At 29.7% G+C, this 24,687-nt stretch carries 26 protein-coding genes; 8 read left to right on the top strand and 18 right to left on the bottom strand.

Annotated features, from left to right (window positions below; genetic code table 11):
- Positions 1–218: 218 nt before the first annotated feature.
- The 8 genes from P4S50_RS19770 to P4S50_RS19735 form a co-directional block, all read right to left on the bottom strand.
- Positions 219–1,094: a hypothetical protein gene (locus P4S50_RS19770; protein WP_277732436.1), complete on the bottom strand. Its 876-nt coding sequence runs from the start codon at positions 1,092–1,094 to the stop codon at positions 219–221.
- A gap of 198 nt (positions 1,095–1,292) precedes the next feature.
- A complete protein-coding gene (locus P4S50_RS19765; protein WP_277732435.1) occupies positions 1,293–1,487 on the bottom strand; it encodes a hypothetical protein in 195 nt (64 codons plus the stop codon).
- Positions 1,488–1,628: 141 nt separating this feature from the next.
- Entirely contained in the window at positions 1,629–1,826 is a 198-nt protein-coding gene (locus P4S50_RS19760) for a hypothetical protein (protein WP_277732434.1), read from the bottom strand.
- A 176-nt stretch (positions 1,827–2,002) separates the two neighbouring features.
- Complete coding sequence (locus P4S50_RS19755; RefSeq protein WP_277732433.1) at positions 2,003–2,191, bottom strand: hypothetical protein; 189 nt, start codon at positions 2,189–2,191, stop codon at positions 2,003–2,005.
- A gap of 202 nt (positions 2,192–2,393) precedes the next feature.
- A complete protein-coding gene (locus P4S50_RS19750) occupies positions 2,394–2,918 on the bottom strand; it encodes a nucleoside recognition domain-containing protein (RefSeq protein ID WP_277732432.1) in 525 nt (174 codons plus the stop codon).
- A 1-nt stretch (position 2,919) separates the two neighbouring features.
- Positions 2,920–3,492, bottom strand: coding sequence for a nucleoside recognition domain-containing protein (locus P4S50_RS19745; RefSeq protein WP_277732431.1), 573 nt, complete (start codon positions 3,490–3,492; stop codon positions 2,920–2,922).
- Positions 3,493–3,568: 76 nt separating this feature from the next.
- The gene (locus tag P4S50_RS19740) at positions 3,569–3,799 is read right to left on the bottom strand and encodes a hypothetical protein (RefSeq protein ID WP_277732430.1); all 231 of its coding nucleotides are present in this window, start codon (positions 3,797–3,799) and stop codon (positions 3,569–3,571) included.
- 563 nt (positions 3,800–4,362) lie between these two features.
- A complete protein-coding gene (locus tag P4S50_RS19735; RefSeq protein ID WP_277732429.1) occupies positions 4,363–5,004 on the bottom strand; it encodes an MtnX-like HAD-IB family phosphatase in 642 nt (213 codons plus the stop codon).
- 246 nt (positions 5,005–5,250) lie between these two features.
- Between P4S50_RS19735 and P4S50_RS19730 the strand changes: the two genes are divergently transcribed.
- Complete coding sequence (locus P4S50_RS19730) at positions 5,251–5,964, top strand: zinc dependent phospholipase C family protein (protein WP_277732428.1); 714 nt, start codon at positions 5,251–5,253, stop codon at positions 5,962–5,964.
- A gap of 165 nt (positions 5,965–6,129) precedes the next feature.
- On the opposite strand, the gene P4S50_RS19725 is transcribed toward P4S50_RS19730, so the two are convergent.
- Positions 6,130–6,300, bottom strand: a complete 171-nt coding sequence (locus P4S50_RS19725) for a hypothetical protein (RefSeq protein ID WP_277732427.1) — start codon at positions 6,298–6,300, stop codon at positions 6,130–6,132.
- A gap of 124 nt (positions 6,301–6,424) precedes the next feature.
- Between P4S50_RS19725 and P4S50_RS19720 the strand changes: the two genes are divergently transcribed.
- Positions 6,425–7,861 (top strand): nicotinate phosphoribosyltransferase, encoded by a 1,437-nt coding sequence (locus tag P4S50_RS19720; RefSeq protein WP_277732426.1) that lies wholly within the window; start codon positions 6,425–6,427, stop codon positions 7,859–7,861.
- Positions 7,862–7,975: 114 nt separating this feature from the next.
- Here P4S50_RS19720 and P4S50_RS19715 read toward each other — a convergent pair whose 3' ends face one another.
- The 9 genes from P4S50_RS19715 to P4S50_RS19675 form a co-directional block, all read right to left on the bottom strand.
- Complete coding sequence (locus P4S50_RS19715; protein ID WP_277732425.1) at positions 7,976–8,935, bottom strand: NAD(P)/FAD-dependent oxidoreductase; 960 nt, start codon at positions 8,933–8,935, stop codon at positions 7,976–7,978.
- Positions 8,936–9,373: 438 nt separating this feature from the next.
- Positions 9,374–10,321: a thioredoxin-disulfide reductase gene (trxB, locus tag P4S50_RS19710; RefSeq protein ID WP_277732424.1), complete on the bottom strand. Its 948-nt coding sequence runs from the start codon at positions 10,319–10,321 to the stop codon at positions 9,374–9,376.
- Positions 10,322–10,403: 82 nt separating this feature from the next.
- The gene (locus P4S50_RS19705; protein WP_277732423.1) at positions 10,404–11,939 is read right to left on the bottom strand and encodes a glycine betaine uptake BCCT transporter; all 1,536 of its coding nucleotides are present in this window, start codon (positions 11,937–11,939) and stop codon (positions 10,404–10,406) included.
- A gap of 70 nt (positions 11,940–12,009) precedes the next feature.
- Positions 12,010–13,170 (bottom strand): glycine/sarcosine/betaine reductase complex component C subunit alpha, encoded by a 1,161-nt coding sequence (gene grdD / locus P4S50_RS19700; protein ID WP_277732422.1) that lies wholly within the window; start codon positions 13,168–13,170, stop codon positions 12,010–12,012.
- A gap of 11 nt (positions 13,171–13,181) precedes the next feature.
- Complete coding sequence (grdC, locus tag P4S50_RS19695) at positions 13,182–14,720, bottom strand: glycine/sarcosine/betaine reductase complex component C subunit beta (protein WP_277732421.1); 1,539 nt, start codon at positions 14,718–14,720, stop codon at positions 13,182–13,184.
- 264 nt (positions 14,721–14,984) lie between these two features.
- Positions 14,985–15,461: a glycine/sarcosine/betaine reductase complex selenoprotein A gene (gene grdA / locus P4S50_RS19690; protein ID WP_248481061.1), complete on the bottom strand. Its 477-nt coding sequence runs from the start codon at positions 15,459–15,461 to the stop codon at positions 14,985–14,987.
- Positions 15,462–15,567: 106 nt separating this feature from the next.
- Complete coding sequence (gene trxA, locus P4S50_RS19685; protein WP_277732420.1) at positions 15,568–15,885, bottom strand: thioredoxin TrxA; 318 nt, start codon at positions 15,883–15,885, stop codon at positions 15,568–15,570.
- An 85-nt stretch (positions 15,886–15,970) separates the two neighbouring features.
- Positions 15,971–17,281 (bottom strand): betaine reductase selenoprotein B, encoded by a 1,311-nt coding sequence (grdH, locus tag P4S50_RS19680; protein ID WP_277732419.1) that lies wholly within the window; start codon positions 17,279–17,281, stop codon positions 15,971–15,973.
- A gap of 14 nt (positions 17,282–17,295) precedes the next feature.
- On the bottom strand, positions 17,296–18,621 hold the full coding sequence (locus P4S50_RS19675; protein WP_277732418.1) for a glycine/sarcosine/betaine reductase component B subunit: 1,326 nt from the start codon (positions 18,619–18,621) through the stop codon (positions 17,296–17,298).
- A 403-nt stretch (positions 18,622–19,024) separates the two neighbouring features.
- Here P4S50_RS19675 and P4S50_RS19670 point away from each other — a divergent pair, with 403 nt between their 5' ends.
- From P4S50_RS19670 to P4S50_RS19645, 6 genes are all read left to right on the top strand, one after another.
- Positions 19,025–19,699 (top strand): TetR family transcriptional regulator, encoded by a 675-nt coding sequence (locus P4S50_RS19670; protein WP_277732417.1) that lies wholly within the window; start codon positions 19,025–19,027, stop codon positions 19,697–19,699.
- Between the two features lie 284 nt (positions 19,700–19,983).
- Positions 19,984–21,426, top strand: coding sequence for a putative glycoside hydrolase (locus tag P4S50_RS19665; RefSeq protein WP_277732416.1), 1,443 nt, complete (start codon positions 19,984–19,986; stop codon positions 21,424–21,426).
- Between the two features lie 9 nt (positions 21,427–21,435).
- Positions 21,436–22,491, top strand: coding sequence for a polysaccharide deacetylase family protein (locus P4S50_RS19660; RefSeq protein ID WP_277732415.1), 1,056 nt, complete (start codon positions 21,436–21,438; stop codon positions 22,489–22,491).
- Between the two features lie 477 nt (positions 22,492–22,968).
- Positions 22,969–23,397, top strand: a complete 429-nt coding sequence (locus P4S50_RS19655) for an Lrp/AsnC family transcriptional regulator (protein ID WP_277732414.1) — start codon at positions 22,969–22,971, stop codon at positions 23,395–23,397.
- A gap of 190 nt (positions 23,398–23,587) precedes the next feature.
- Positions 23,588–23,782, top strand: a complete 195-nt coding sequence (locus tag P4S50_RS19650) for an H-type small acid-soluble spore protein (RefSeq protein WP_277732413.1) — start codon at positions 23,588–23,590, stop codon at positions 23,780–23,782.
- A 410-nt stretch (positions 23,783–24,192) separates the two neighbouring features.
- A complete protein-coding gene (locus tag P4S50_RS19645) occupies positions 24,193–24,477 on the top strand; it encodes a hypothetical protein (protein WP_277732412.1) in 285 nt (94 codons plus the stop codon).
- The last annotated feature ends 210 nt before the right edge of the window (positions 24,478–24,687 follow it).

Below are 24,687 nucleotides of genomic sequence, written 5' to 3'. Positions count from 1 at the left end.
TCTTTATAATATTAAATATCTTATCTAATCAACCAGTCTTAACCTACTAAATTATTAAAATTCACATAAGTTCATATCCTCAACAAATGTGTTTTTTAGAAATAGTTATAAATTTAGTTTTTTTAATCAATATCATCATCTTCTTTGTATCCAATCACTTAGTATATAAAGAAGATGCTCTTTCTATAAAAAGCATCTTCTTTATACATATCTATCTTTTAATCTAAATATTTAACATCGATCTTTTTTATTACTTCTCCATTTTTTATTTCTACTTGATTTTTATTTATAAATTGTATTTCTACATCAATTGATTTTAGTTCCTTTATCGAAATATATTGATAGTTACCTATTTTTTTACATAATGATTTTATACTTATTCCATTATTTAAATTTCTAAATCCATCTACTTTTCCTTCTATATCTTTTATTGCCTCTAAGTTAATATCTTCAAGAGCATTTTCTCCTATAAATCCTTCTCCTAGTATTAAAACTTCCGAACCTGTTAAATCTTTTATTTCATGTTTTTTAATATTTTTCTTTTCATCGTATTTTTTCTCTTGTTTAAAAACTTTTTTATAGTCATAATTAAATGTTTTCTTATTATCATTTTTGTACTTCACTACTTTATCATTAATCTGTGCGTATTCAAAATTCTCCTTAATATTCCCTTCTTCAGCGTAAACATATCCCTTTCTGACTTCAAAATCCACTCCTATTCTTTCAAATACCATCTTCATTGGTACAAATACCTGGTTCTCATATTTTATAGGATTATCTTGCTCTGAAAATTCTATTGAATAATTATTATCCCCTTTTGTAATTTCTAAAGTGTTATTTTCATAGTTGAACGATGAAGTAAATCCAAATTTTTCGAAATTGTTTATATCTATGTACTCATTTCCATATTTCATAATAACAGGTTTTGTGTATGTATTTGTTTTTATATTATTTTTAATTTCTATTTTCTTTTCTGGTTCTTTTATTTTTCCATCTGCTCCTAATTCTTTCTCTCCTGCAAAGGCAAACCCTGTCATTAGTGTAAATATTCCTACTCCTGTAACTATAAGCTTCAATTTATTATTTATTTTCATGATAAATTCTCCTCTCAATCTTTTTAATAGTTTTTTAACTCGAGTTTTTTCATTGAATTCAATATAGTATTCCATACATCTAGAATGTTTTGGTACCCTTTTTCAAAAAAAAATAATACTCACATCTTCATGTGAGTATTATTTCTTCTTAAAAAAAGATCTTTTTCAATTGTCTTGAAATTTAGTTCTTTTTTTATATTATCTATTATTTTTATTATTCTTTTTATTAGCATTAGGTCCCTTAGGTCCTTCTCCTCTACCATTAGGTCCTTCTCCAAAGTTTGCACCTAATCCTTCTGATGCAAATTCATTTCCATACTCTAATCCCATTCTCTTACTAGCTTCTCTTGCATGCATTTCTGCACTCTTATTTGAAGATTTTTTCTTAGCCATAATAATAAGCCTCCCTTTACAACCTATGTTTTATTTTAAAAGTCATTTGCTTTTACCTAAGCTGTCTAAGTTATTTTGTGAATTATATAGTTTTTAATTCAAGTAAATATTTGGAAACATTCACTTCTTTTTTATTATTTATTATTTATTGTTTTTTCTATTTCTCTTTTGATTAGCATTAGGTGATTTATTAGAATTAGAACCTTTATGTGATTCTTCAAATTTTGCACCCATCTCTTCTGATCCAAACTCACTTCCAAATTCTAATCCCATTCTCTTTGAAGCCTCTCTTGCATTCATTGCTGGATTCTTTTCAGCCTTATTTTTCTTCTTAGCCATAATAATATCCTCCCTTTACAGTAAAACATTTTTATTTTTCTTAAAAAGTCATGTAACTTTGACTGAGCTGTCCTAGTTATTTTATGAATTATATAGTTTTTAATTCGAGTAAATAACTGGCAATATACTTACAAACAAAAAGAAGCAGATATCTGCTTCTTTTTCCTTATTTATTATTATTTATTTTTCTTTTTAGATTTGTTAGAACTAGGTGCTTTCCCAGGTGTTTCTGCAAATTTTGAACTTATATTATCTGCTACAAACTCATTTGCAAATTCTAATCCCATGCTCTTTGCAGTCTCTCCTGTAGTAATTTCTGCACTCTTAGTAGTACCCATTTTTTTTGTCTTATTTCTTTTACTCATAATAGTATCCTCCCTTTGAATACAACTATTTTATTTTTTTAAAGTCATATAACTTTAACTTAGTTTCCCTAGTTATTTTATGAATTGTACAGTTTTTAATTCAAGTAAATAATTGGAGATACATTATGTATTTAAAAAATATTATCCAAAAGCTAAAAATTCATTTAAAGTAAAAACTTCATCTAAATTAAGTTTTACTCTATCACATGCCAAAAATAATATTGCATATAAAAACAGATGCTAAAACTCCAGCCATATGACTTATAAGGGCACATACCAATGTGTGTCTTATATTTTTTATCTTTAAATTCCCATAGTATATAGCCATTGTATAGAATATAGTTTCAGATGATCCAACTATTGTAGCTCCCATTTTTTCTTTTAATGTATCAATTCCCACTCTGGATATCATATCCTTGTATATAGCAAGTGTTCCGCTTCCAGAAAGTGGTTTTATTATTATTAATGATAGTAATTCCTTAGGTATACTAAATATTTTGAGTATTGGTGAAAATATAGCCTCCAGTATTTCTATTCCATATCCTACTTTAAATATTCCTATAGCTAAAAATATTCCTAATATGTACGGTCCTATTTTGTATGTAGTTTTTATTCCATCAAATGCTCCTCTTATAAAACTATCGTATATATCTATACCTTTGTATTTTCCGTATGTAATTATTATCAGTATTATAAGTGGTATTAATATGTTAGAAAAGAAATCCATTTTAATACCTCCTTTGAAGCATTTTACACGATATTATACCTACTATTGTAGATATTCCCGTTGCTATTAGAGTAGTAATTATTATTTCATTAGGACTAGATGCACCCTCATCCATTCTTATTTTAAGTACTGTAAATGGGACTAATTGAACTGATGACATATTAATAACTAAAAACATTATCATATCGTTTGTAGCTGTGTTTTTTTTAGGATTTATTTCTTGAAGTTCCTCCATTGCCTTTAACCCAAATGCAGTAGCACCATTAGAAGCTCCTAGTATATTTAAAGACATATTCATTATCATATATGATAGTGCTTTACTCTTTTTAGGAACAGACGGAAATAATTTATTCATAACACAATATAGAGACTTTCCTATTTTATCTACAAGCCCAGATTCTTTAGCTATATTCATAATTCCCATCCAAAGAGCCATTATGCTTATAAGGCTTATAACAAATTCTATCCCTCTTGAAGCTTCATTCATTATTGCAATATTAAGTTCTGGAAGCTTTCCCATAAATATGCTATTTATTATCCCAATAGAAATCATATAAAACCAAATTTTGTTCATCAAAAAACCCCCTCAGTAATTTTATGAAGGGGGTTGCTTTAGTTATTCTTAAAATTTTTTTACATATAGATTTAAATCAACTATTTACATTATTAAAATTACTACCAATTCCAATTACAAATCCTAAATCATATAAAAAACCTCTATTATTAGTTTCGTAAATACGAACCTTAGGATTGAATATACTTATTATAAATGTAATAGGTAATATAAGTCCATGCCATAACCCAGCCAAAAATCCAGCTGGTCTACAATCTGGTAATTTATACTTTGAATTAGAACCTGCAATAGATAAAATATTTGCCACAATTCTCACTCCTATTAATATTTATCCTCTTCTTTTGATGAAGTTATAAATAAATATATAAAAATAATACATGATATACAGTAAAAAATAGTCCCTATTAAATTTACTGTATTAGAGCTATCTAACCATTCAAACTGTATAAATAAAACCAATAACATATAGATAATAGAAAAAGTAGCTGAATTTTTATTTCTTTTCATAAAAAATTTCTTTCTAGTATTTACTGATATCTTTTATTTGGTTTAACTCTTTGTAAGTTACTACAATATTATTTTAGTATCTATAATTTATTCAAAAAATACTTTTTCTTGAATATACAAACTCTAGAGAACTATACTAAAAATAACGCACATTGAAATGTTAGCTCTTTTTGGGTTAACGTTTTGCCATAGAACTTAGATTTCAACGTTTAAATAACCGTTAAGAAGCTTCATTGTCTGACCGTAAGGGAGTTGATGAAGTTTTAGGATATTTAATAAGATGAAATCTATAGTTGTATCAAAACGTTGACTAAATAGTGGTATTTCAATGTGCGTTATTTTTCAATTAATGTTTAGAATATCTTATGAAATTATTTTTTTAACTCCACTCAATACATCCCCAAAGTTCTCAAACTCCACAAATTCAGTTCCATTATCTTTCAAATAACTTGCAAGACCTTTTTTAGCAAATATATAGTCTGCTTTTTTCGATGCACACTTATCAGAATGTCCATCTCCTATATATATAACTTTTTTATTATCAAGATTTATATCATTGATTAAATTACTCTTACAATTTCCACATTTTCTACAATCTTCATTTGCATTAGGGTATACACCTAAAAGATTTGATCCTTCAAATTGTAATATATTCGAAAAACTCATAAGACCTTCTATATTATTCTTTTCTAGTATATGATCTATATTAAAATCAAATCCATCACTTATTATATAAAACTCTATACATTTTTCTCTTATATAATCTATAAATTCTTTAAACTTAGAATCTATCTCAATTCCTCTTACAAATTCTTTAAGCTCTATTTCATTCGTCTTCATCATTCCTAATATTTTTTGGCTTATTTCACGAGCATCATGCTTTCCACTCATCCACATTTCATCAAGCTTTCTCCATTCATTTCCCGCAAACTTGTCTGCCATAGCATTAACTGTATCTTCTATTGTTATTGTTCCATCAAAATCACATATAACTATATATTCCACTTATATACCTCCTCAGATCCCCTGCACTTATTTGAAGCACTTTCTTAATTAAAGCTTAGATAGTTAATTAAAGCTCATTAAAACTTTAACATATAATTACATATTTTTAAAGTATTATACCATTTTAGAATATTCTACTTATATATCGGGCAAAATATAGCGAAACTTAATTCAGATAAAGTTTTTGATTTAACTGAATTTTTACCTTTCGGATAGGTTAAATTATAAGAGCAAGGGGAGATAATATTGAATTTATTAGAAAAATATTATGGAAAAGTTCTAAATACTTCTTTTAAGGTTATGAATCCTTTTAAAAAAATGATAATAAATACTCACTGTAAGGTTCATATATTTATAAATATGCATGCATTACATATATTAAAAGTAAATCATTATTCAAAAGAACATAAATTTTTTTCAAAACATATAAAGACCATAAACGAAGGATCTGTTTGGGCAGATCAAGATTTTAAAAGCAACGGCCATTTTTATCATCCTTATAAAAAAAAGGGCATTTATGGTGGAAATAATGCTTTAAGTCTTGCAAAAAATTATTATAATAAATCTGTGTACTTTTGGAATATTAATAATGTAGACAAATCTATGTTTTATTTGGGTGCGTGTATGCATATAGTTCAAGATATGACTATACCTCAGCATGCTAATATAAAACTTTTAGACAATCATAGGCAGTTTGAAACATTCGTAAAAAAACATCACGATTCCATAAAAGAATTCACCTGCAATAAAAAACCTATAGTATTGAGTTCTATAGATAAATTTGTAAGATACAATGCCAGATTCTCTTTAAAAATAAATATAAAATTCAAAAATGTTATAAATACAAAAGAGAGGTTTTATAAAATATCCAAAAGTGTTCTTCCACTAGCTCAAAGAACTACAGCTGGATGCATGGTATATTTTTATAGTAATGTTGTTAAAAAAATAAACCCTGATTAAACAAACTATAATCAGGGTTTATTTTTTACTTACTATGGATTTATAATATTTCCAACTATCACATAAATATTGATCCGTAAACAAAAGTATCAACTATTTTTAAGCAACGGAGTCCGTTAGAACTCGTTGGCGACATGAGTCACCGCGTTAGAGAGTAGACGAATTTTATTCATCTACTAATCGGCCATGGCCTTGCTTATAAAAATTTCCCTTTTGAATATTATTCTTTCTATATCCCAAATCTTCTTCATAATAAATATCTCTATCAACTTCTACACCCTTGTATTCATCTATTATTTCTTTGCTATTTTTTAGTCTTTTTCCTTCTTTATCCATGCTATCACCTCCTATATAAGATTATTTTTTCGTTAATTTTTTAATATATACTAATCTTCTTGTAGATTTCTGAAAATATTGATAAAATCTAGAATGTAACTACAAATGAAAAGGATGATAAATTATGAGAAATTTAACTTTACTTACTGACCTATATCAATTGACTATGATGAATGGCTATTTTAATAAAAATGTCCACGAAGATATAGTTGTGTTCGATATGTTTTTTAGAAAAAATCCTTGTAATGGAGGTTATACTATAGTTTGTGGTATACAGCAACTAGTTGATTACATAAACAACTTAAAATTTGAGGAAAACGATTTAGAGTATCTAAAAAATCTTAATTTATTCTCAGATGATTTCTTAGAATTACTTAGAAACTTTAAATTTACAGGAGATATATTCTCAGTTGAAGAAGGATCAGTAATGTTCCCTAACGAACCTATAATAAGAATAAAAGCTCCTTTATATCAAGCTCAACTTATAGAAACTACACTTCTTAATATAATTAATTTTCAATCATTGATAGCTACAAAAGCATCTCGTGTTTGCTTTGCAGCTAAAGGAGACTCAGTACTTGAATTTGGTCTAAGACGTGCTCAAGGACCTGATGCAGGTCTTTATGGTGCTAGAGCTGCTATTATAGGCGGGTGTTCTGGTACTGCAAATGTACTTGCTGGTCAAATGTTTGATGTGCCTGTTATAGGTACTCATGCTCACAGCTGGGTTCAAAAATTTGATTCTGAAATAGAGAGTTTTAGAGCATACTCTAGCGTATATCCACAAAAAGCTCTTTTATTAGTAGATACTTATAATGTTTTAAATAGCGGAATACCTAATGCTATTAAAGTTTTTAAAGAACTTAAAGAGCAAGGTCATGAGCCTATTGGAATAAGACTTGACTCAGGAGATCTTGAGTATTTATCAAAACAAGCTAAGAAAATGCTTGATGAAGCTGGATTTGAAAATTTATCAATAGTTGCTTCAAATGACTTAGATGAATATAAAATAACTCATCTTAAAAATTCAGGAGCTAAGATAAATAGTTGGGGAGTTGGAACAAAACTTATAACATCTAGTGATTGCCCTTCTCTTGGAGGAGTTTATAAGCTTTGTGCTTCTGATGATGGAAACGGAGTAGTCCCTAAAATAAAAATATCTGAAGATCCAGAGAAAATAAATAATCCAGGTTATAAAAAAATAGTTAGAATATATAATAAATCAAAAAAAGCAGAAGCAGACCTTATTTTATTGGATGAAGAAAATATAGATACAAATCAGCCTCTTACGATATTTCATCCTATCCATACTTGGAAAAAGAAAACGTTTAAAAATTACTCTATAAAAGAATTATTAAAACCTTTATTTTTAAATGGAGAATGTGTTCATAAACCAAAGAGTGTTATGGAAATAAGACAATTCACAAAGCAAGAATTAAATACGTTATGGAAACAATATAGAAGAATAGAGTGTCCTGAAGTATATAAAGTAGACTTATCATCAGAGCTTTGGAACCTTAAAACTGAAATGATAAAAGAAAAGAAAAAAGATAGCTTGTAAAAGCTATCTCTTTTTCTTTAAATAAATTATAAAATTCTCAACTTATCCATAACATTACTTGAAAAAGTAAATTAACAACTATTTTTACGTTATCCATATAAACCATTCGTTAGCTTAAACCAAACTACATTCTTTGTCAAAATTATTTTCGATATACTTTTCAGCCATTACTGTAGCAACTGCACCATCTCCACAAGCACTAACTACTTGTCTTAAAACCTTAACTCTGCAATCTCCTGCTGCATATATTCCTTCAACATTAGTCTCCATATTTTCACTAGTTGATATGTATCCACGCTCTAGCTCTATTTTTCCATCAAATAATTTAGTTTGAGGAGCAAATCCTACAAATATGAATACTCCAAAAGTTCCATCTTCTTTATTAGCTTCAAATTCAGTAATTTCACCTGTTTCTAAATTTCTAAGAGTCATAGCCTCTAATTTTCCATCACCTTTTAATTCTGTTATTTCCATATTCCACTTAACTTCTACCTTATCATGACCTAACACTTTAGCTTGTACAGATTTTGCCGCTGTAAGATGATTAGATCTTGATAATATAGTTACTTTTTTTGCAAATTGAGTTAAAAACATTGCTTCCTCACAAGCAGAATTTCCTCCACCAACTACGAATACCTCTAAGTCAGTAAATGATTCTCCATCAGCAGTAGCACAATAACTAACTCCTTTTCCTTTTAACTCTTTTTCCCCAGGTACATTAAGCATTCTTGGGCTAGCTCCAGTTGCTATAACTACAGTTTTTGCTCTATATTCTTCTTTTTTACCTTTTAAAACTTTTATTTTATCATCGAATTTAACTTCTTCAATGGTATCTTTTACTCTTTTAGCTCCAAATTCTTCACATTGTTCTTCCATTCTAGCTATTAAGCTTGGTCCACTAGCATTTCGTATAGATCCTGGATAATTAGCAACTTCATTAGTAGTAAATATTTGTCCCCCAGCTCTATCTTTTTCTATTATAAGAGTATTCATTTTTGCTCTAGCTCCATATAATCCTGCCGATAACCCCCCTGGTCCAGCTCCTATTACTATTAAGTCATATACATCTGACATAAAACTCCATCTCCCTTAAATATAGTTAAAAATATAACCCTTTTATATATTATTTCGATATTTTTACATTTTTTTCCTCTAAAATCCCGAAAATTTTTTTGTTTTTTTTTATGACTTATATTAACTACATCAATATGCATTTCAAAGAAGTAATTCAGAAGACATAATACTTAAAACAAATGTAGCAAAGTCTGCTTATGTTACGTACTAATGGTTATACATGGGGTTAAACACTTGATTGTGAAATAGAGTTTTAATCTAAGATAAAAATATATGACTTTAGATAAAATAAATAATCCAGGTTATAAAAAGCTAAAAAAATAAAAAACAAGAAAAAAGATAGCTTATAATTTCACAAGCTATCTTTTTATTATCTTTAAATAAATTATAAAATTCTCAACTTATCGACATAAACCGTACCTTAGAATAAATCAAATTTTATTCTTCGTCAAAGTTATTTTCGATATACTTCTCAGCCATTACTGTAGCAGTTGCTCCATCTCCACAAGCAGTAACTACTTGTCTTAACACTTTAACTCTACAATCTCCTGCTGCATAAACTCCCTCAACATTAGTTTCCATGTTTGAAGTAGTTGGTATATATCCACGATCTAATTCTATTTTTCCATCGAATAACTTAGTTTGAGGTGCGAATCCTATGAATATGAATACTCCGAAAGTTCCATCTTCTTCGTCAGCTTCATGCTCAGTAACTTCACCAGTTTCTAAGTTTCTAAGAGTCATAGATTCTAATATTCCATCACCTTTTAACTCAGTTATCTCTACATTCCACTTAACTTCTATCTTATCATGGCTTAATACCTTAGCTTGGATAGATTTTGCAGCTGTAAGATGAGGATCTCTTGATAATATAGTTACTTTTCTTGCAAACTTAGTTAAGAACATAGCTTCTTCACAAGCTGAATCTCCTCCACCAACTACGAATACTTCTAAGTCAGTAAAGAATGCTCCATCACAAGTTGCACAGTAAGTAACTCCTTTTCCTGTTAACTCTTTTTCTCCAGGTATGTTAAGTTTTCTTGGAGTAGCTCCAGTTGCTATAACTACAGCTTTTGCCTTGTATTCTTCTTTCTTTCCTTTTAAAACTTTTATTTTTCCATCGAATTCTACTTCTTCGATAGTATCTTTTACTCTCTTAGCTCCGAACTCATCACATTGCTCTACCATTCTAGCTATTAAGCTTGGTCCAGTAGCATTTTGTATAGATCCTGGGTAGTTAGCAACCTCATCAGTAGTAGCTATTTGTCCACCAGTTCTATCCTTTTCTATTATAAGAGTATTCATTTTTGCTCTAGCTCCGTATAATCCTGCTGATAACCCTCCTGGTCCAGCTCCTATTACTATTAAATCATATACCATAGACATAAATTTCATCTCCCTTTAATATATTGAAAATTGCGAATCTTTAATATTATTGTTTCTACACTTTTTTGTGTATTCCTCTATATTATTCTTTTATTATTTTCTTTTGTTTTTTATAACTTTCATTAACTGCATCAAGATCCTCTTCTCTAAGAACCTTAAATAATGATACACAACTCATTAACATTATTATGGCAAATGGGAATGCTGCTGCTATTGATGCTGTTTGAAGTTGAGATAATCCCCCTCCAAGTAAAAGTGAGAAGGCCATAGCAGATTGTATAACTCCCCAAACTACCTTTCTCTTAGTTGATGGGTTTAAATCTCCGTTAGAAGACATCATACCTAAAACGAATGTAGCAGAGTCTGCTGATGTAACGAAGAATGTACAAAGTAGTATAACTGCAACTAAAGATATAATATTTCCAAGTGGATAGTGACTCATAACTACAAATAATGCAGTTTCTGTAACTTGTATAGCTTCCTTAGCAACATCAATACCTAAATCAAGTCCTGCTGTTCCAAATACTGCAAACCATATAAAACTTCCAAGAGATGGTACAAGTAAAACTCCTATAACAAACTCTCTTATAGTTCTTCCTCTTGATATACGAGCTATAAATGTTGCAACAAATGGTGCCCAAGCTATCCACCAAGCCCAATAGAATAATGTCCATCCACCAAGCCAAGAGTTATCTCCAAATGCACTTATATATAAACTATCGTTTACAAAATCTCCTAAATATTGTCCAATCCCACCTGTAAAAGCATTTATTATCTTTATAGTTGGTCCTATTAGTAATGTAAGCATCATTAATGTGAATGCTATTCCTAAGTTAAGATTTGATAAGAACTTGATTCCTTTGTCAAGTCCTGTAACTGCTGATAACATGAACAATATAGTAACTATAACTATTATTATTATCTTAGACATATTATTCATTGGAATTCCGAATAAATAATTAAGTCCACTGTTTATTTGAAGTGTTCCAAGTCCTAAAGATGTTGCAACTCCTGCAACAGTTGCAAATATTGCAAGTATATCTATAAATTTACCTAAAGGTCCATTTACTCTTTCTTCTCCAAATAAAGGTATAAATATACTACTTATAAGACCTGGTGCATTTTTTCTAAATTGGAAATATGCAAGAGCTAGTGCAAGTACACTATATCCTGCCCATGGGTGGAATCCCCAGTGAAAGAATGATTTTTTAATAGCAAGCTCAGCCGCAGCTGCAGTTCCAGGTTCTGCAAGTCCAAAAGGAGGGGCTACAAAGTAATTAAGAGGCTCTGCAACGCCCCAGAATACAAGTCCAATACCCATTCCTGCACTAAATAACATAGCAAACCATGAAACATAAGAATAATCTGGTGTTGAATCATCTGGTCCAAGTTTTACATTTCCGTATCTACTACAAGCTAGTAGTACTGATACCAAAACAAACACAAACATTGCCAAAAGATACATCCAACCAAAAGTATCTCTTAAAAATACATACAGTCCATTAGCTGCATTTCCAAAGCTTTCATTGGCTAAAAGTGCCCAGCCAACTATTAAAGCAACTATTGCCACTGATACATAAAATACTGAATTATTATTTTTATTAGTCTTATTAGTCAAATAAATTCCTCCTTTAAATTCTAGGAGATATGTAAACATATCTCCTAGTTATTAGTTCAGGGGTTAATTCTTAACTTACATAGCCTTCTTTTTTTAGTATTTCAAAAGCAGTATCAACCTTAGCTTCATTTATCATAACTATAGGTCCAGTACATCCCATACCACTTTCTGCATATACACCATTTTTCCATAAAGCCTTAACAGCATCTTCAAGATCTAATATATCAATACCAGAAACAGAACCTGTTACTATTTCTTTATCTGGTGCTGCAACTTCTTCATCATCGTCTTTCTTCTTTTCTTTAGTTAAAGAAGATAATATATCTGAAAGTTTTGCACTCTTTGCTGCATTAAACTCATCTTTAGATACTTTTTTAATATCTCCTTTTGCAACTTGTCCTGCATAAGCTATTGCATTTGCTACAACTGGTACTCCAGAAGCTCTTGAAAGTATTAATATAGTTCTATCATATCCTTCTCCAACTCCAGGACCATATCCAAATCCCATAGCTTCATAGCTTCCACCAGTATTAAATGATGAGAATACCTTCATAAGAAGGTTACCTGTTAATGTATCTGTAACCATTACATCTGGTGTTCCTGTTAATAGATCGTTTCCTCTCATAACAGCTCCACCATCAGCTCTTAATGATTCAGTGAAATTAACCTTGTATCCATTTTCATTTAATTCTTTTAAAGCTTTCTCTACTTGTCTAGCTCCATCTAGGTTTAATATTCCCACAGTCGGGTCCTTTATCCCTAAAGATTTTGCTGTTATTATTCCGTATAAAGCATTTTTTACCATAGCTTCAACTCTATGAGCTGATGAAGTTCCTGTTGTAGTAGCTATGATCATTTCTTTTCCTATTCCAGGAGTTACAACTCTACCTACCGTAGATACTCCTATTGGGAAATTGTAATGCATAGTTACACAAGAATCTATTTCTTTAGAATCTAAAAGTTTTTCCATAACCTTGTGTTGTTCATCTTCTGTATTTGCTTCTACTATTTTCAGGTTTGTATCAACTTTAGGTCCTATTAATACTACTTCAATTGAGTTATCTCTACTTTGAGCAAGTTCTGCTCCTTTTAGTATATTATCAACTCCATGTTCGCTTCCAAGAAGAGTTATTCCAACTCTTTTCTTTTCACCAAACTGTCCACTCTCTATAGCATCTGCAATATCATTAAATGCTTTTCCTATTATGTTCTTTAAGTTCTTATCACTCATTAATATCACCTCTATTCAGCTGATAAATGTGATGCAAATTCTCTCATGGCCTCAGCTATCATTATTTTAACGCTTTCGTTAGAAACACCTTGTTCTTGATCTACTTTACCATCGTTCTTTTCCATAACTATTGATACTCCATCAAATAAGTTAGTCATACGTCCAAGGAATAAACTTCCTTTTCCAACTACCATGGCTCTGTTTATTTCATCATTTAACATAGCATCTCTTGCAAAACCTACATATGGTACTCCAGATGGTATATGTCCTTGAGTTGGAGCCCAACCTGGCATTCCATGACCTTTAACAAAGTTCATAAGATCTTTCTTTTCAATATCTTTTCTCTTAACTCCTAAAGCAGCTATCATCTTATAGTTAGATGTTGGAACATCTCCTGCTCCTGCTGGCTTAGTTATATCTGGATTTTGCATCTCTACTGAATACTTATCTATATCAGTTATCTTTAAATTACCTTTATCAAGAGGCATAGTTATTAATGAAGTTATTACAGCTTGAGGAGAAGATCCTGTTCCAACTGTATGTCTTCCAACTAAGTCAGTTCTTAAAACTGGGTTTACTCCGTCATTTTTACTTACAAGTATTGCAAATCCACCAAGTACATCTTCAAGTACAGGCATTTCTTTTTTAATATGGTCTTTTCCATTCATTCCAAGTTTAGCAGTAGCTCCACCTGCAACTATAACCACATTATCATATACTCCAGCTTTAACAAGAGCAGCAGCTTCTATTAAAGCATGAGTAGGTGCTGCACAGAATCCTCTTGTATCTGAACCTGTTGCATTAACGCATCCTGTAGATTCAGCTATAGATTTTGCGAAGTTTCCTCCACCTCTTTGGTTAATATCTCCACAAGCTTCTTCTGAACACTCAACAACATAGTCGATTTCTTGTGGGTCTATATTATTTTTATCTAATAAGTTAAGCATAGAAAGTACTCCTGATGCTTTAACTACTAAGTTTTCAAATATTATATGTGCATTTAAGTTAGGATCTATATTATGGGCTGCTTTTACACAACCAACTATTTTTCCATCATTATATAAAGCTTCAGCGTGATTCTCATTTATAAATTTCTCTATAGTAGCTAATTCATCGCCTTCTTTTATCTTGCTTACTAATTCATCTTTGATTAAAGGATGATTTTCTAATTTTTCTTTCGCCATTTTAGCGAAATCGTTTTCAAGCATTACTAAATCAAATACATCTACACATTGTAAAAGTCCTATAAATTCTTCTTGAGGCATTATCTCTCCAAATTTACCAAATCTATCAGTTTTATCGCTTTCCTTATCAAACCAAGGGCTTTCGATTTTTCCTAGATCTTCTGGAGTCATGTTTCCTATATACGTTTGGTTAGGTAAATATTTGACAACTTCTTCAAAACTTCTTAAATGTTTTGGTAACTCTTTTAAATATTCCGATTCAGGATTAACTATTCTTTCAGTTACTTGAGTTGATCCATTGTGAATTATCATATCTGGGGTATGTACAAGTATGTACCCACTTCCCTTTACTACAGCATAAGACATTACATTCACCTCCGCGTTATTATAAAACTCTCTTTTTTGTATTATTTTTTTTGTTTAAAAATATTTATAGATTATATGCCTATTTATTATATCATATATTCACGGTTAAATGACATATATTTAACAAATTTTCTGTTTATTTAACAAAATTTTCGCACAATTTGTCAAATGATATATATTTAACATTTTTCTTGTCTAAAAGGGAGTGATATATTATACCACTCCCCTTTATTTAATTTAAGCTATTAAATCCATAACGCTTAATTAATCATTAAATTTACAAAATTCGTCTCTTATGTTTTTCATTTCTTCTACTATTTCATCTACTTCAAGAACCATTTCCATCATTCCGATTTGGTCCTCGTATACAGATTCATCAACTTCACCTTTGAACTTATCTTCTACAGCGTGATACGCTCTAAGTCCAAGTTCTACTCCTGCAAGTGGTCCTGCAAAAGTTGGATCTCCTGCAGTTACTGTTTCAGCTGCTAGACCAGCAGCTTCAGCTTCAGCGGCACCTAAAAGAACAACAATGTTTTCAGCTCCATGCTTCTCAGTTAAATCCTTAACACGTTGTTGGTTCTCTAGATCCATCGCTCCTGCAGCAGTTCAGACAAAACACTCAGTAGATGAGAATACAACCTCTGCTCCAGTACCTTTTAGACACTCTTCCATAGCAGGGCCAGGTATTCCATCTCTGTCACCAATTACGATGACTTTTTTTCCATCATAAAATCCCATGACTATACTTCCTCTCTTTTTTGTATTTTTAAATTTATAATAATTTAAATTTATAGTAATTTAAAATATATAAGCTAATTCATAAAGGAATATAATTTCCTATTTATTATAAATACTTCTTAATCATTTCTTCTATATTTTCAGCTGTTGCATCATCCTTAGTTAACTCTTCAACTTTTTCTCCATCTTTATAGATAGCTATAGTAGGAAGACCTAAAACTTTTTGTTTTATAGCAACTCTTCTAGCCTTTGAAGTATCAAGCTTAGCAAATTTTAATTGATCTCCATATTTTTCTGATAACTCAACAACAGTTGGCATAAGAGCTTTACAAGGCTCGCAGCTTTCGCTCCAAAAGTCTACTAACATACATCCTGTGCTATTTAAAACTTCTTCTTCAAATGTTTTTTTATCTAAAGCTAACACCCAAATCACTCCTTTTATCTATATGATTCTAGCAAACTAGCAACTTAACTCAAATTACTAGCTCGCTATATTATTAACCTAAAAGTTATATTTTAACCTTATAAACTGTTTGATCCTTAGCATCATCAGTTAAAGCCTCAAGAGCTACTCCAACTCTATGATGTCTTAATTTCCATTGCTCTTCTTTAGTAGTAGATGGATCTCCTAATGGATATGGTATTGATATAGTTGGAACCATCTTGTTAGCTCCTACAGTCTTAGCAACTGGTATTAAGTTAGCCATTTGAACTATAGGGAATCCAGCTCTTTCAATTTCTTTTACTATCGTTGCACCGCAACGAGTACAAGTACCTCACGTAGAAGATAATACAACTGCGTCTACGCCTTCTTTTTTGAAGTATTCAACCATTTCTTTACCCATTCTAGCAGCTTCTGCTTGAGTAGTTCCTGTTCCAACTGTTGTATAGAAATACTCATGAAGTTTTCCTATTACACCTTGCTTTTCATATTCTCTTAAAGAATCTATTGGAACTATAACATTAGGATCAGCATCAGCAGCTGCTGGGTCAAATCCTGCATGTATTGTTTTGAATACTCCACTTTCTAATCTATCCATTCCTTCTATGCTGTATCTACCCCATCTTGTTGCAGATGCAGACTGTATTCTATCTGGATTATCAACTGGCACTATACCACCAGTAGTTGCATAAGCTATAGTAGCTTTTGATAAATCCTTTAAAGGAGCAGCTATTTCTACTCTATCTAATTTAGGAATAGGAAGCTCAGTTACGAATTCTTCTCCGTTTATCTTTTTAAGAAGCATTTCAACAACACGCTCAGAAGCTGGCTTTGCATCTTCTAACCAAGTTTGATGTCTTATTCCTCTTACGAAGTATCCTTCTTCTTCAGCTGTTCCTAATTTTTCTCCATTTAATATCTTGTTTCCGTATGTTGCTATTTTCTTTATATCTTTTCTCATAGCTGCAGCACTTTTTCCACCTGGGAAAATTACTACATCTTTCTTAAACATTTCAACTCCAGGATTCTCTATATGCATAGATGATATAACTGGAACATTGAATTTCTCTTTTACTATTTTAGCTATAACTCCACAAGCATTTCCGTATCTACCAGCTTGGAATGCAGGTCCAGCTACAAATATATCAAATTCTTTACCTTCTAAGAATCCTAAAATCATTTTTACTGCTTCTTCTTCATTAGAACCCATGAAGTTGTCTCCACATATAATTGTGTGAGTAACCTCTGCATCTAACTGCTTATTAAGTTCCATAGCAGGTCCTACTAAGCCCTCTCTAATCTCAGGAACAAAATCAGCCTTATCTTCTCCACCAACTTGTCCGAAAAATTGGTTTACGTAAAGTATTGCTTTTTTCATCTTAGTGCACCTCCCTAATATTCTTTCATTGTCTTTGGAGACCATCCTGTAACTTGATCACCACAGAACATTGAGTTATTTTCCATTATTATAGATCCATCTTCCTTAACAGATGATCCTAATATTTCATCATCTGCCCATCCACCAGATAATCCATCTCTTGCTAAAGCCTCAAGCTCTCCAATTACAGTTTCCATAGGTGGAAGTTTTATTAATTCTGATACGTTACCGCAAGATACGATAGCATCAGCTTTTTCATCTAATGTAACTAATGGCTGAGAATTTCCATCTCTACCAGTACACTCATTTGTAAGTCCAACAACTTTTATTCCTTCATTTTCAAGCGCAACTACACAAGCTATGAAGTCAGCATCTGGATTTCCATATCCTTCTTCAGCAACTATAGCAGCATCTGCTCCTAAAGATTTTGCCATTTGAGATACGAATATAGCAGAACGCTCTTTTTGCTCAAGTGCAACGTTTAAGTTAGAAGCTATAACTCCTAAGAAGTTTACTGTCTTTCCATGCTCTTTATATAATCTCTTTATAGCAGAGAAGTTTTGGAAGTCATATGTAGACCATTTAGAAGAACAAGGCATAAAGCTTCCTGATATTATAGCTCCATCTAAGATTTCATTAGGATTCATGAATGTTGGTACATAATGGTTCATATCCCATCCGTATACTAAGTCATTGTATCCCATTTCTTCCATTTGTGATTGACACTGAATTACGAATACCACACTTGGTAAATCATTTACTTCTTTTGATCTCTTAGTTACTGGCTCTAATTCATATGTTTCTACTTCTTCTGGCTCTAATTCTTTAACTGCATTTCCTATATATTCAGCAAGTCTCATACCAGCCCATCTTAAAGCTTTGTTTTTCTTTTGTTGCTCTCTTTTTTCGAAATCTTCATCTGTATCAGCAACTAATACTATATTTTTAAGTTGAGAGAAGTAAGTGTATTTTGCTCCCTCTCCACTCATATCTATTAATCCATCTTGGAATCCTCCCCAGTGTTTTCCAACAACTAGTACACTACATCCTTTTAATGCATGTGTTTTTCCATTTCCAGCTTTTACAAGATCACCTGTAACTCCTGGGAATAAAGGATCTCCATTTAATTTAACTCTTGGCTCTATTGCTTCTTTAACAGGTACTAAGCGAACGTTTTCCCCCGGCTTAACAATTTTTAAATCTGCATCTGTTATATGCTCATCTTCTTTTACAAATGCTAAAGCTTCTTCTTTATTAATTGTTAGGATACCATCCTTGTAGAATGTCTTGTCTCCAAACGCTATATCCTTAACATGAAAATTACCTATTTCTAATTTCACTATTTGACACTCCTTTCATATTAACTTATCACAGTTGTTCTGTTAGAATATTCGAATAATTGAAACTTAGGTGAAGCTTGTTAATTTTCAAAAATTTGAACTTAAAAAAAATCTTTTTCGTTTTTTTACTTCACTTTTTATAATATCCAATTCTCATGAGTTTTATTAACTCACTTTTGTGTTAATTAATTAACTTGATTTAATATTAACATAATCATGATTACTTTACAATAGTATTTATAGTTTTTTTTTATATTTTTTTAACAAAGTATTGTTTTTTTTAATAGATGCTGTCTTTTTTTGTTTTACTTTTATAATATTTCTTTATTGTTGATTTTTATTTTTGGTTGTATTATATATCTTATAACATAATAAAATACTATTATATATAGGAGGTTTTTATATGAACATAAGAAAAAGTAAAAAACACGCAATGATGATGTGTTTTATAGACGCTACAGCTAAAATAATAGAAGAAGAGGGTATTGATTATGTAACCATTAGAAAGGTAGCATCTTTAACTGGATATAACAGTGCTACACTTTATAACTACTTTGAGAACTTAGATCATCTTATATTTTCAGCTTGTATGAAATTCACTAAGCCTTATACAGACAACCTTCATAGATACGTTAAAAACTGTACTAATTCAATAGATACAACACTTCGTGTATGGGAATGTTTCTGCTACTACTCTTTTAGTAATCCCAAAATATTTTATTCTATATTTTTCGCCAAGCTCTCTAATTCTTTAAACGATTATATAACTGAATACTACGAAATCTATCCTCAAGAAATAAGTAGCTCATACCACAGCATATACACTATGCTTTTAAAGAATAATATATATGACAGAAGTTATGTTTTATTAGATGAATGTGCAAAAGAAGGTTATATAAAAAGAGATGATATATTAGAAATAAATGAACTTTTTATGCTCATATATAAAGGCATCTTATCTAATATTATAGATAATGAAATAAATGTCGATATTGATAAATTTGTGTTAAAGACTATGAAATATATGAAGATAAATCTAAGCCATTATTTAATTAAAAAACATCAATTGTTCGTGTAATTTTTTATACTGTATACCATTTTATGCTTTTGTTTGTTAATTTTATGTCTTTCATTCTTTTTTATGAAAGCGTATTCCCTTTTCGTTTTTTTAGTTTTACTTAAATCGTTCTATTTCTTCTTTCATTTTTCAGAATATTCGCCTTTACTTATTTTGATTTTGTTTTTTTTACCAATTTTGTTTTTTTGATTTCTTTTTCCATAATATACTCTATTAAACAAGTGCTGTTTGTATTAAAATAATATTAAGCACTATATTCTAAGACATAAGAAAGGATAAAAAATATGAAGAAAAAACATTTAATTACAGCAGCACTAACACTGTGTTTTAGTTTTTTATCAGGATGTAGCCAAACTCCTGTAGAAAATAATCCCGGTGAAGAAAAAATACAAACTCAAAATGAACAAAAGAAAGAAGAAAAGAAACAAGAAAATATTTTTTATGTTAAGCCCACTCAGTTAAATGTACGAGAGTCTTATTCTACTCAATCACCTATAGTTTATAAGTTATCTAAATTCGATAAAGTAGAAAATATCGATAATAATTCTTATGTTGAGGAAAATGATCAACAGACTAAATGGTATAATATTAAATTTGTAAATGATAATAATGAAGAAAAAACAGGATGGGTATCATCTGAATTTTTAACTCAAAATAAACAAGATCTTTTAAGCGATAATTTAAACGGTGTAGATTTATCTAATTACCCTAAAACCTATGAGTATGAAAATAATAAAAGACAAAAGGTAAAAGGAATTTACGTTACAATAAATTCTATTGTAGGAAATAATTTAGATAGATTAATTAAACTTTGCAATGAAAGTGAAATAAATGCTTTTGTAGTAGATGTCAAAGATGACTATGGACATATGTTATTTAAAACAGATGCATCTGAAAAATTTGCTCCAAAAGCAAATGAAAAAGCTGTATCTAAAGAAAAAATGTCTGAATTAATCAAAAAATTAAATGAAAACAATATATATTTAATAGCTAGAATAGTTACATTTAAAGATCCTATTTATACAGAGTACTATCCTGAAAGAGCTATTATAAATAAAGAAACTGCTTCAACATTTGTAAGTAAAGACGGACTAAGATGGGCATCAGCTCATGATAGAAAGCTTTGGGAGTATGATGTTAGTGTTGCAAAAGAAGCTGCTCAAATTGGTTTTAATGAAATTCAATTTGATTATGTAAGATTTCCAGCATCTAACGGTGGTAAATTAGATTCAAAATTAGATTATAGAAATAATGATGGAGATACTAGTAAGGCTCAAACTGTTCAAAGCTTTTTAAAGTATGCTAAAGAGAACATTTCACCTGAAAATGTCTATGTAAGTGCTGACATATTTGGTCTTGTAGGTTCTGTTCCAAATGATATGGGACTTGGTCAATACTGGGAAGCAGTTAGTGGGGTTGTAGATTACGTATGTCCTATGATGTATCCTAGTCATTATGGAAATTCAGTATATGGAATTGATATTCATGATGCTCATCCCTACGAAACAGTATTTCAATCAGCTAAGGATTCTGTAAAAAGAAATACACGTGTAGATAATCCGGCTACTATTAGACCTTGGATACAAGATTTCACAGCATCTTGGGTTAAAGGCCATATTAAATATGATGAACCACAAGTAAGAGAACAGATAAAAGCCTTAAATGATAATGGAATAGACGAATATATACTTTGGAATGCTGGTAATAGATACAGCTTTGAACAATAAGGAGGACTTATGAAAAATAAAACTATAATTATTTTTATTTTATTGACTCTTTTATTATCTGGATGTTCTAAATCAGATATTTCAAAAGAAGAATCAAATACTTCTAATGAAAATACTACCTCCACAAGTGTGAATGAGTCTAATAATGAAAATACTACCACTAAAATAGACTATAATAAAGTTAAACCAAACGAGTTAGGAAAAATAATGGTTTTAATGTACCACAATATAGGAGAAAATGAATCTACTTGGGTTAGAACTCCTGATAATTTCAAAAAAGATTTAAATACTTTATATGAAAAAGGATACAGAGCTATAAGCCTTAATGATTATGTGAGTGGAAACATAAATACAGAAGCTGGTTTCACTCCTGTTGTTATAACATTTGATGATGGAAATGAAAACAATTTTAGAGTATTTGAAGAAAATGGTGAGATTAAAATAGATCCTAATTCTGCTATTGGAATTCTAGAAGATTTTAAAAAATCTCATCCTGACTTTAATACTACTTCTACATTCTTTTTAAACTCAAATATATTTAATCAACCTGAATATGTAGATTACAAGTTAAAATTTCTATTAGATAATGGTTATGATATAGGTAACCATACCTTATATCACACTGATTTATCAAAGTCAGATAAAGAAACTATACAAAAAGCTATTGCTCAAGAAATAGATGTTATAAGTAAGTACACTAAAGACTATCCTATAAATACTTTAGCTCTCCCATTTGGAGGAAAACCACAGGGCGAAGATTATATTTATGCAGTTAAAGGGCAGTATAATTCTATATCGTATGATAACAAGGCAGTCTTACTTGTTGGATGGGATCCTTATAAATCTCCGTATCATAAAGACTTTGATTTTAGTAAAATTCATAGAGTTCGTGCTAGTGAAACCAATGTAGATAATGTTGGTTTATATGACTGGTTAACTAAATTCGATGAAAAGAAACAAATAAGATATATAAGCGATGGAGATTCAAATACTATATGCATACCAGAAAATTATAAAGATGTATTAAATAATGATATACAGGATAAAACTATAGTAAGTTATTAATTTGAATTGATATGAAAATGATGGTTATGAAAGTAACCATCATTTTTATAATAATTCTATTTCAATAAAAAAATTCTTCTTTAAAAGAATCTCAAATGTAAACTTTTATGAAAACTCATAACGGAATTTATATTTATCCACAATTTAAAGAAAATATAATTTCGTATTTGTTATAATAAAGTGAAACTTAATTCATTATTAAAGTTTGTAATTTCCTATTCACTCGAAAAATGATATAATTAATTTATCTGAAAGCTAAAAATTCAGCTGGAATAAAGACTCCATCTGAATTAAGTTTCACTTTATCCGAAAGCTAAAAGTTCTAATACCCTCCTTCTCTAAAAGTTGAGGCTAAGAACTTAACAGCTTCTGGATTAGTTCAGCTAAAAATTCAGCTGGAATAAAGACCCCATCTGAATTAAGTTTCACTTTATATACGTAAATTTTAATCGTTATATTATATAATGGAGGTAAGCGATGGATTCTACGGATCGTAAAATTATAAAAATTCTTCAAAATAACGGAAGAATTTCAATGAAAGATTTAGGTCATTCAGTAGGTTTAACTTCTCCTGCTGTTTCAGAAAGAGTTAAACGTTTAGAAGAGAATGATATAATATCAGGATATAAAGCTATAATAAATCCTAAAAAATTAAACAAAAATGTAAGTGCTTTCATGAATATAGCACTTCCAGCAGATAAATACTCTCATTTTGTTGATTTTGCAAATAGTAATGATAGTATAGTAGAATGTCATCATATAACAGGTCAAGGCTGTGTTATCATAAAGGTTATGGTACCTAATATGGATGATCTTGAATCTTTAATAGATACTATTAAGCAAATGGGAAGTACTCAAACTCATATTATACTGTCCTCACCTATAGAATCTAAATCTATATTATAAAAAAGTCTTCCTTTGAAATATTTTAAATGTATACTTTTTTGAAATTCGTAACGGAAATTATAAAAAACATGCCTATAAAAATACTTAACAGCAATCGCTTGTATTTTTATAGGCATGTTTTTTATATAAGATAAATACATCTACATATTATTTGTTCAGTTTAGAAATAATAATTTAAGGAGGTGTATCTATGATTCTAAGAAGAGCTACTGAAATATTACAATCTGATGATAATATTCAAGTTTTATATCAAAATGAGCCTGTATGGCTAGAAAATATTGATAGTAGAACAGAAACTGTTTATGTTAAAAGTTTAAATAACGACAAAAGAATGGTAGTTCCTATCATTGAGTTAACTGAAATTGAAAATATAGGAAGACATTAAAAATCTTATATCTAACCTTTTCATAATTCAGGTAATCAAAAACTATCTATAAAAATACCACGAATGCAATGATATTTTGAATACAAATATTAAAAGCATTCGCTAACATTTTAATAGATAGTTTTTTTAATATTAACTATTCTACTATAGAAGCAAATCTTACCTCTATATTTCTAACTTGAAAAAGTCCCCTACTCTTTTCATATTAATCCCCCCAAATGTTTATATACAAATATAGTAATATCAATGTTTTGAAATTATTAAGCACTTCCCTAAATTTATATTTTATGATTAATTAAATTATAGAGTACTTTATATAACTTTTATTTTTCTGGATTAAGTGGTACAATATGTAATTAATGTTTAAAGTGGTAATTGAGACTTTCACTCAATGTCTTAAGGAGATTTTTATGAATGAAAAATATAAAGTTTTATTAATTAGAATTATTTTTATATTATTATTTTTTATTATAATAATATTTTCCCATTTAAGTATGAAATTTGAATTTCATTCTATTAAAGAAAGAATATGTGTAATCTCAAAATCGTTAACCACTGCAATAATAGGTCTTATATGCTTTATTAATCCTTCAATTGCAGGTAAAGCTTTTTTTACAAAAGACTTGGAGGATATCTATGGCATTGAATTTTGGGGATTAATATTTTCAATAATTAGTTTTGAATATGTTATATAAATATTATTTGAGATATTCTATAAATAAATTGTACATTGACATAAAAAAGTTCTTCTTTAGAAGAATCTTGAATGTAAACTTTTTTTAAATTGCATGGCGCCAACGAGTCTTATCAAACTCCGTTTCTTAAAACTTATAACGAAAATCATATTTATCCACAAATTAAAGTAATTTCCTATTCGTTATAAAAAATAAGATTTTATTACCCTT

The sequence above is a fragment of the Tepidibacter hydrothermalis genome (assembly GCF_029542625.1).
In the GTDB taxonomy this organism is placed as follows: Bacteria; Bacillota; Clostridia; order Peptostreptococcales; family Peptostreptococcaceae; genus Tepidibacter_A; species Tepidibacter_A hydrothermalis.
The sequence above is the reverse complement of the archived record's forward strand: the minus strand, read 5'-3'. Positions and strand labels throughout refer to the sequence as shown.

Coding starts and splice junctions, on each gene's coding strand:
- P4S50_RS19770 (WP_277732436.1), bottom strand. CDS start 1,094: ATGAAAATAAATAATAAATTGAAGCTTATAGTTACAGGAGTAGGAATA.
- P4S50_RS19765 (WP_277732435.1), bottom strand. CDS start 1,487: ATGGCTAAGAAAAAATCTTCAAATAAGAGTGCAGAAATGCATGCAAGA.
- P4S50_RS19760 (WP_277732434.1), bottom strand. CDS start 1,826: ATGGCTAAGAAGAAAAATAAGGCTGAAAAGAATCCAGCAATGAATGCA.
- P4S50_RS19755 (WP_277732433.1), bottom strand. CDS start 2,191: ATGAGTAAAAGAAATAAGACAAAAAAAATGGGTACTACTAAGAGTGCA.
- P4S50_RS19750 (WP_277732432.1), bottom strand. CDS start 2,918: ATGGATTTCTTTTCTAACATATTAATACCACTTATAATACTGATAATA.
- P4S50_RS19745 (WP_277732431.1), bottom strand. CDS start 3,492: ATGAACAAAATTTGGTTTTATATGATTTCTATTGGGATAATAAATAGC.
- P4S50_RS19725 (WP_277732427.1), bottom strand. CDS start 6,300: ATGGATAAAGAAGGAAAAAGACTAAAAAATAGCAAAGAAATAATAGAT.
- P4S50_RS19720 (WP_277732426.1), top strand. CDS start 6,425: ATGAGAAATTTAACTTTACTTACTGACCTATATCAATTGACTATGATG.
- P4S50_RS19715 (WP_277732425.1), bottom strand. CDS start 8,935: ATGTCAGATGTATATGACTTAATAGTAATAGGAGCTGGACCAGGGGGG.
- trxB (WP_277732424.1), bottom strand. CDS start 10,321: ATGTCTATGGTATATGATTTAATAGTAATAGGAGCTGGACCAGGAGGG.
- grdD (WP_277732422.1), bottom strand. CDS start 13,170: ATGAGTGATAAGAACTTAAAGAACATAATAGGAAAAGCATTTAATGAT.
- grdC (WP_277732421.1), bottom strand. CDS start 14,720: ATGTCTTATGCTGTAGTAAAGGGAAGTGGGTACATACTTGTACATACC.
- P4S50_RS19670 (WP_277732417.1), top strand. CDS start 19,025: ATGAACATAAGAAAAAGTAAAAAACACGCAATGATGATGTGTTTTATA.
- P4S50_RS19665 (WP_277732416.1), top strand. CDS start 19,984: ATGAAGAAAAAACATTTAATTACAGCAGCACTAACACTGTGTTTTAGT.
- P4S50_RS19660 (WP_277732415.1), top strand. CDS start 21,436: ATGAAAAATAAAACTATAATTATTTTTATTTTATTGACTCTTTTATTA.
- P4S50_RS19655 (WP_277732414.1), top strand. CDS start 22,969: ATGGATTCTACGGATCGTAAAATTATAAAAATTCTTCAAAATAACGGA.
- P4S50_RS19650 (WP_277732413.1), top strand. CDS start 23,588: ATGATTCTAAGAAGAGCTACTGAAATATTACAATCTGATGATAATATT.
- P4S50_RS19645 (WP_277732412.1), top strand. CDS start 24,193: ATGAATGAAAAATATAAAGTTTTATTAATTAGAATTATTTTTATATTA.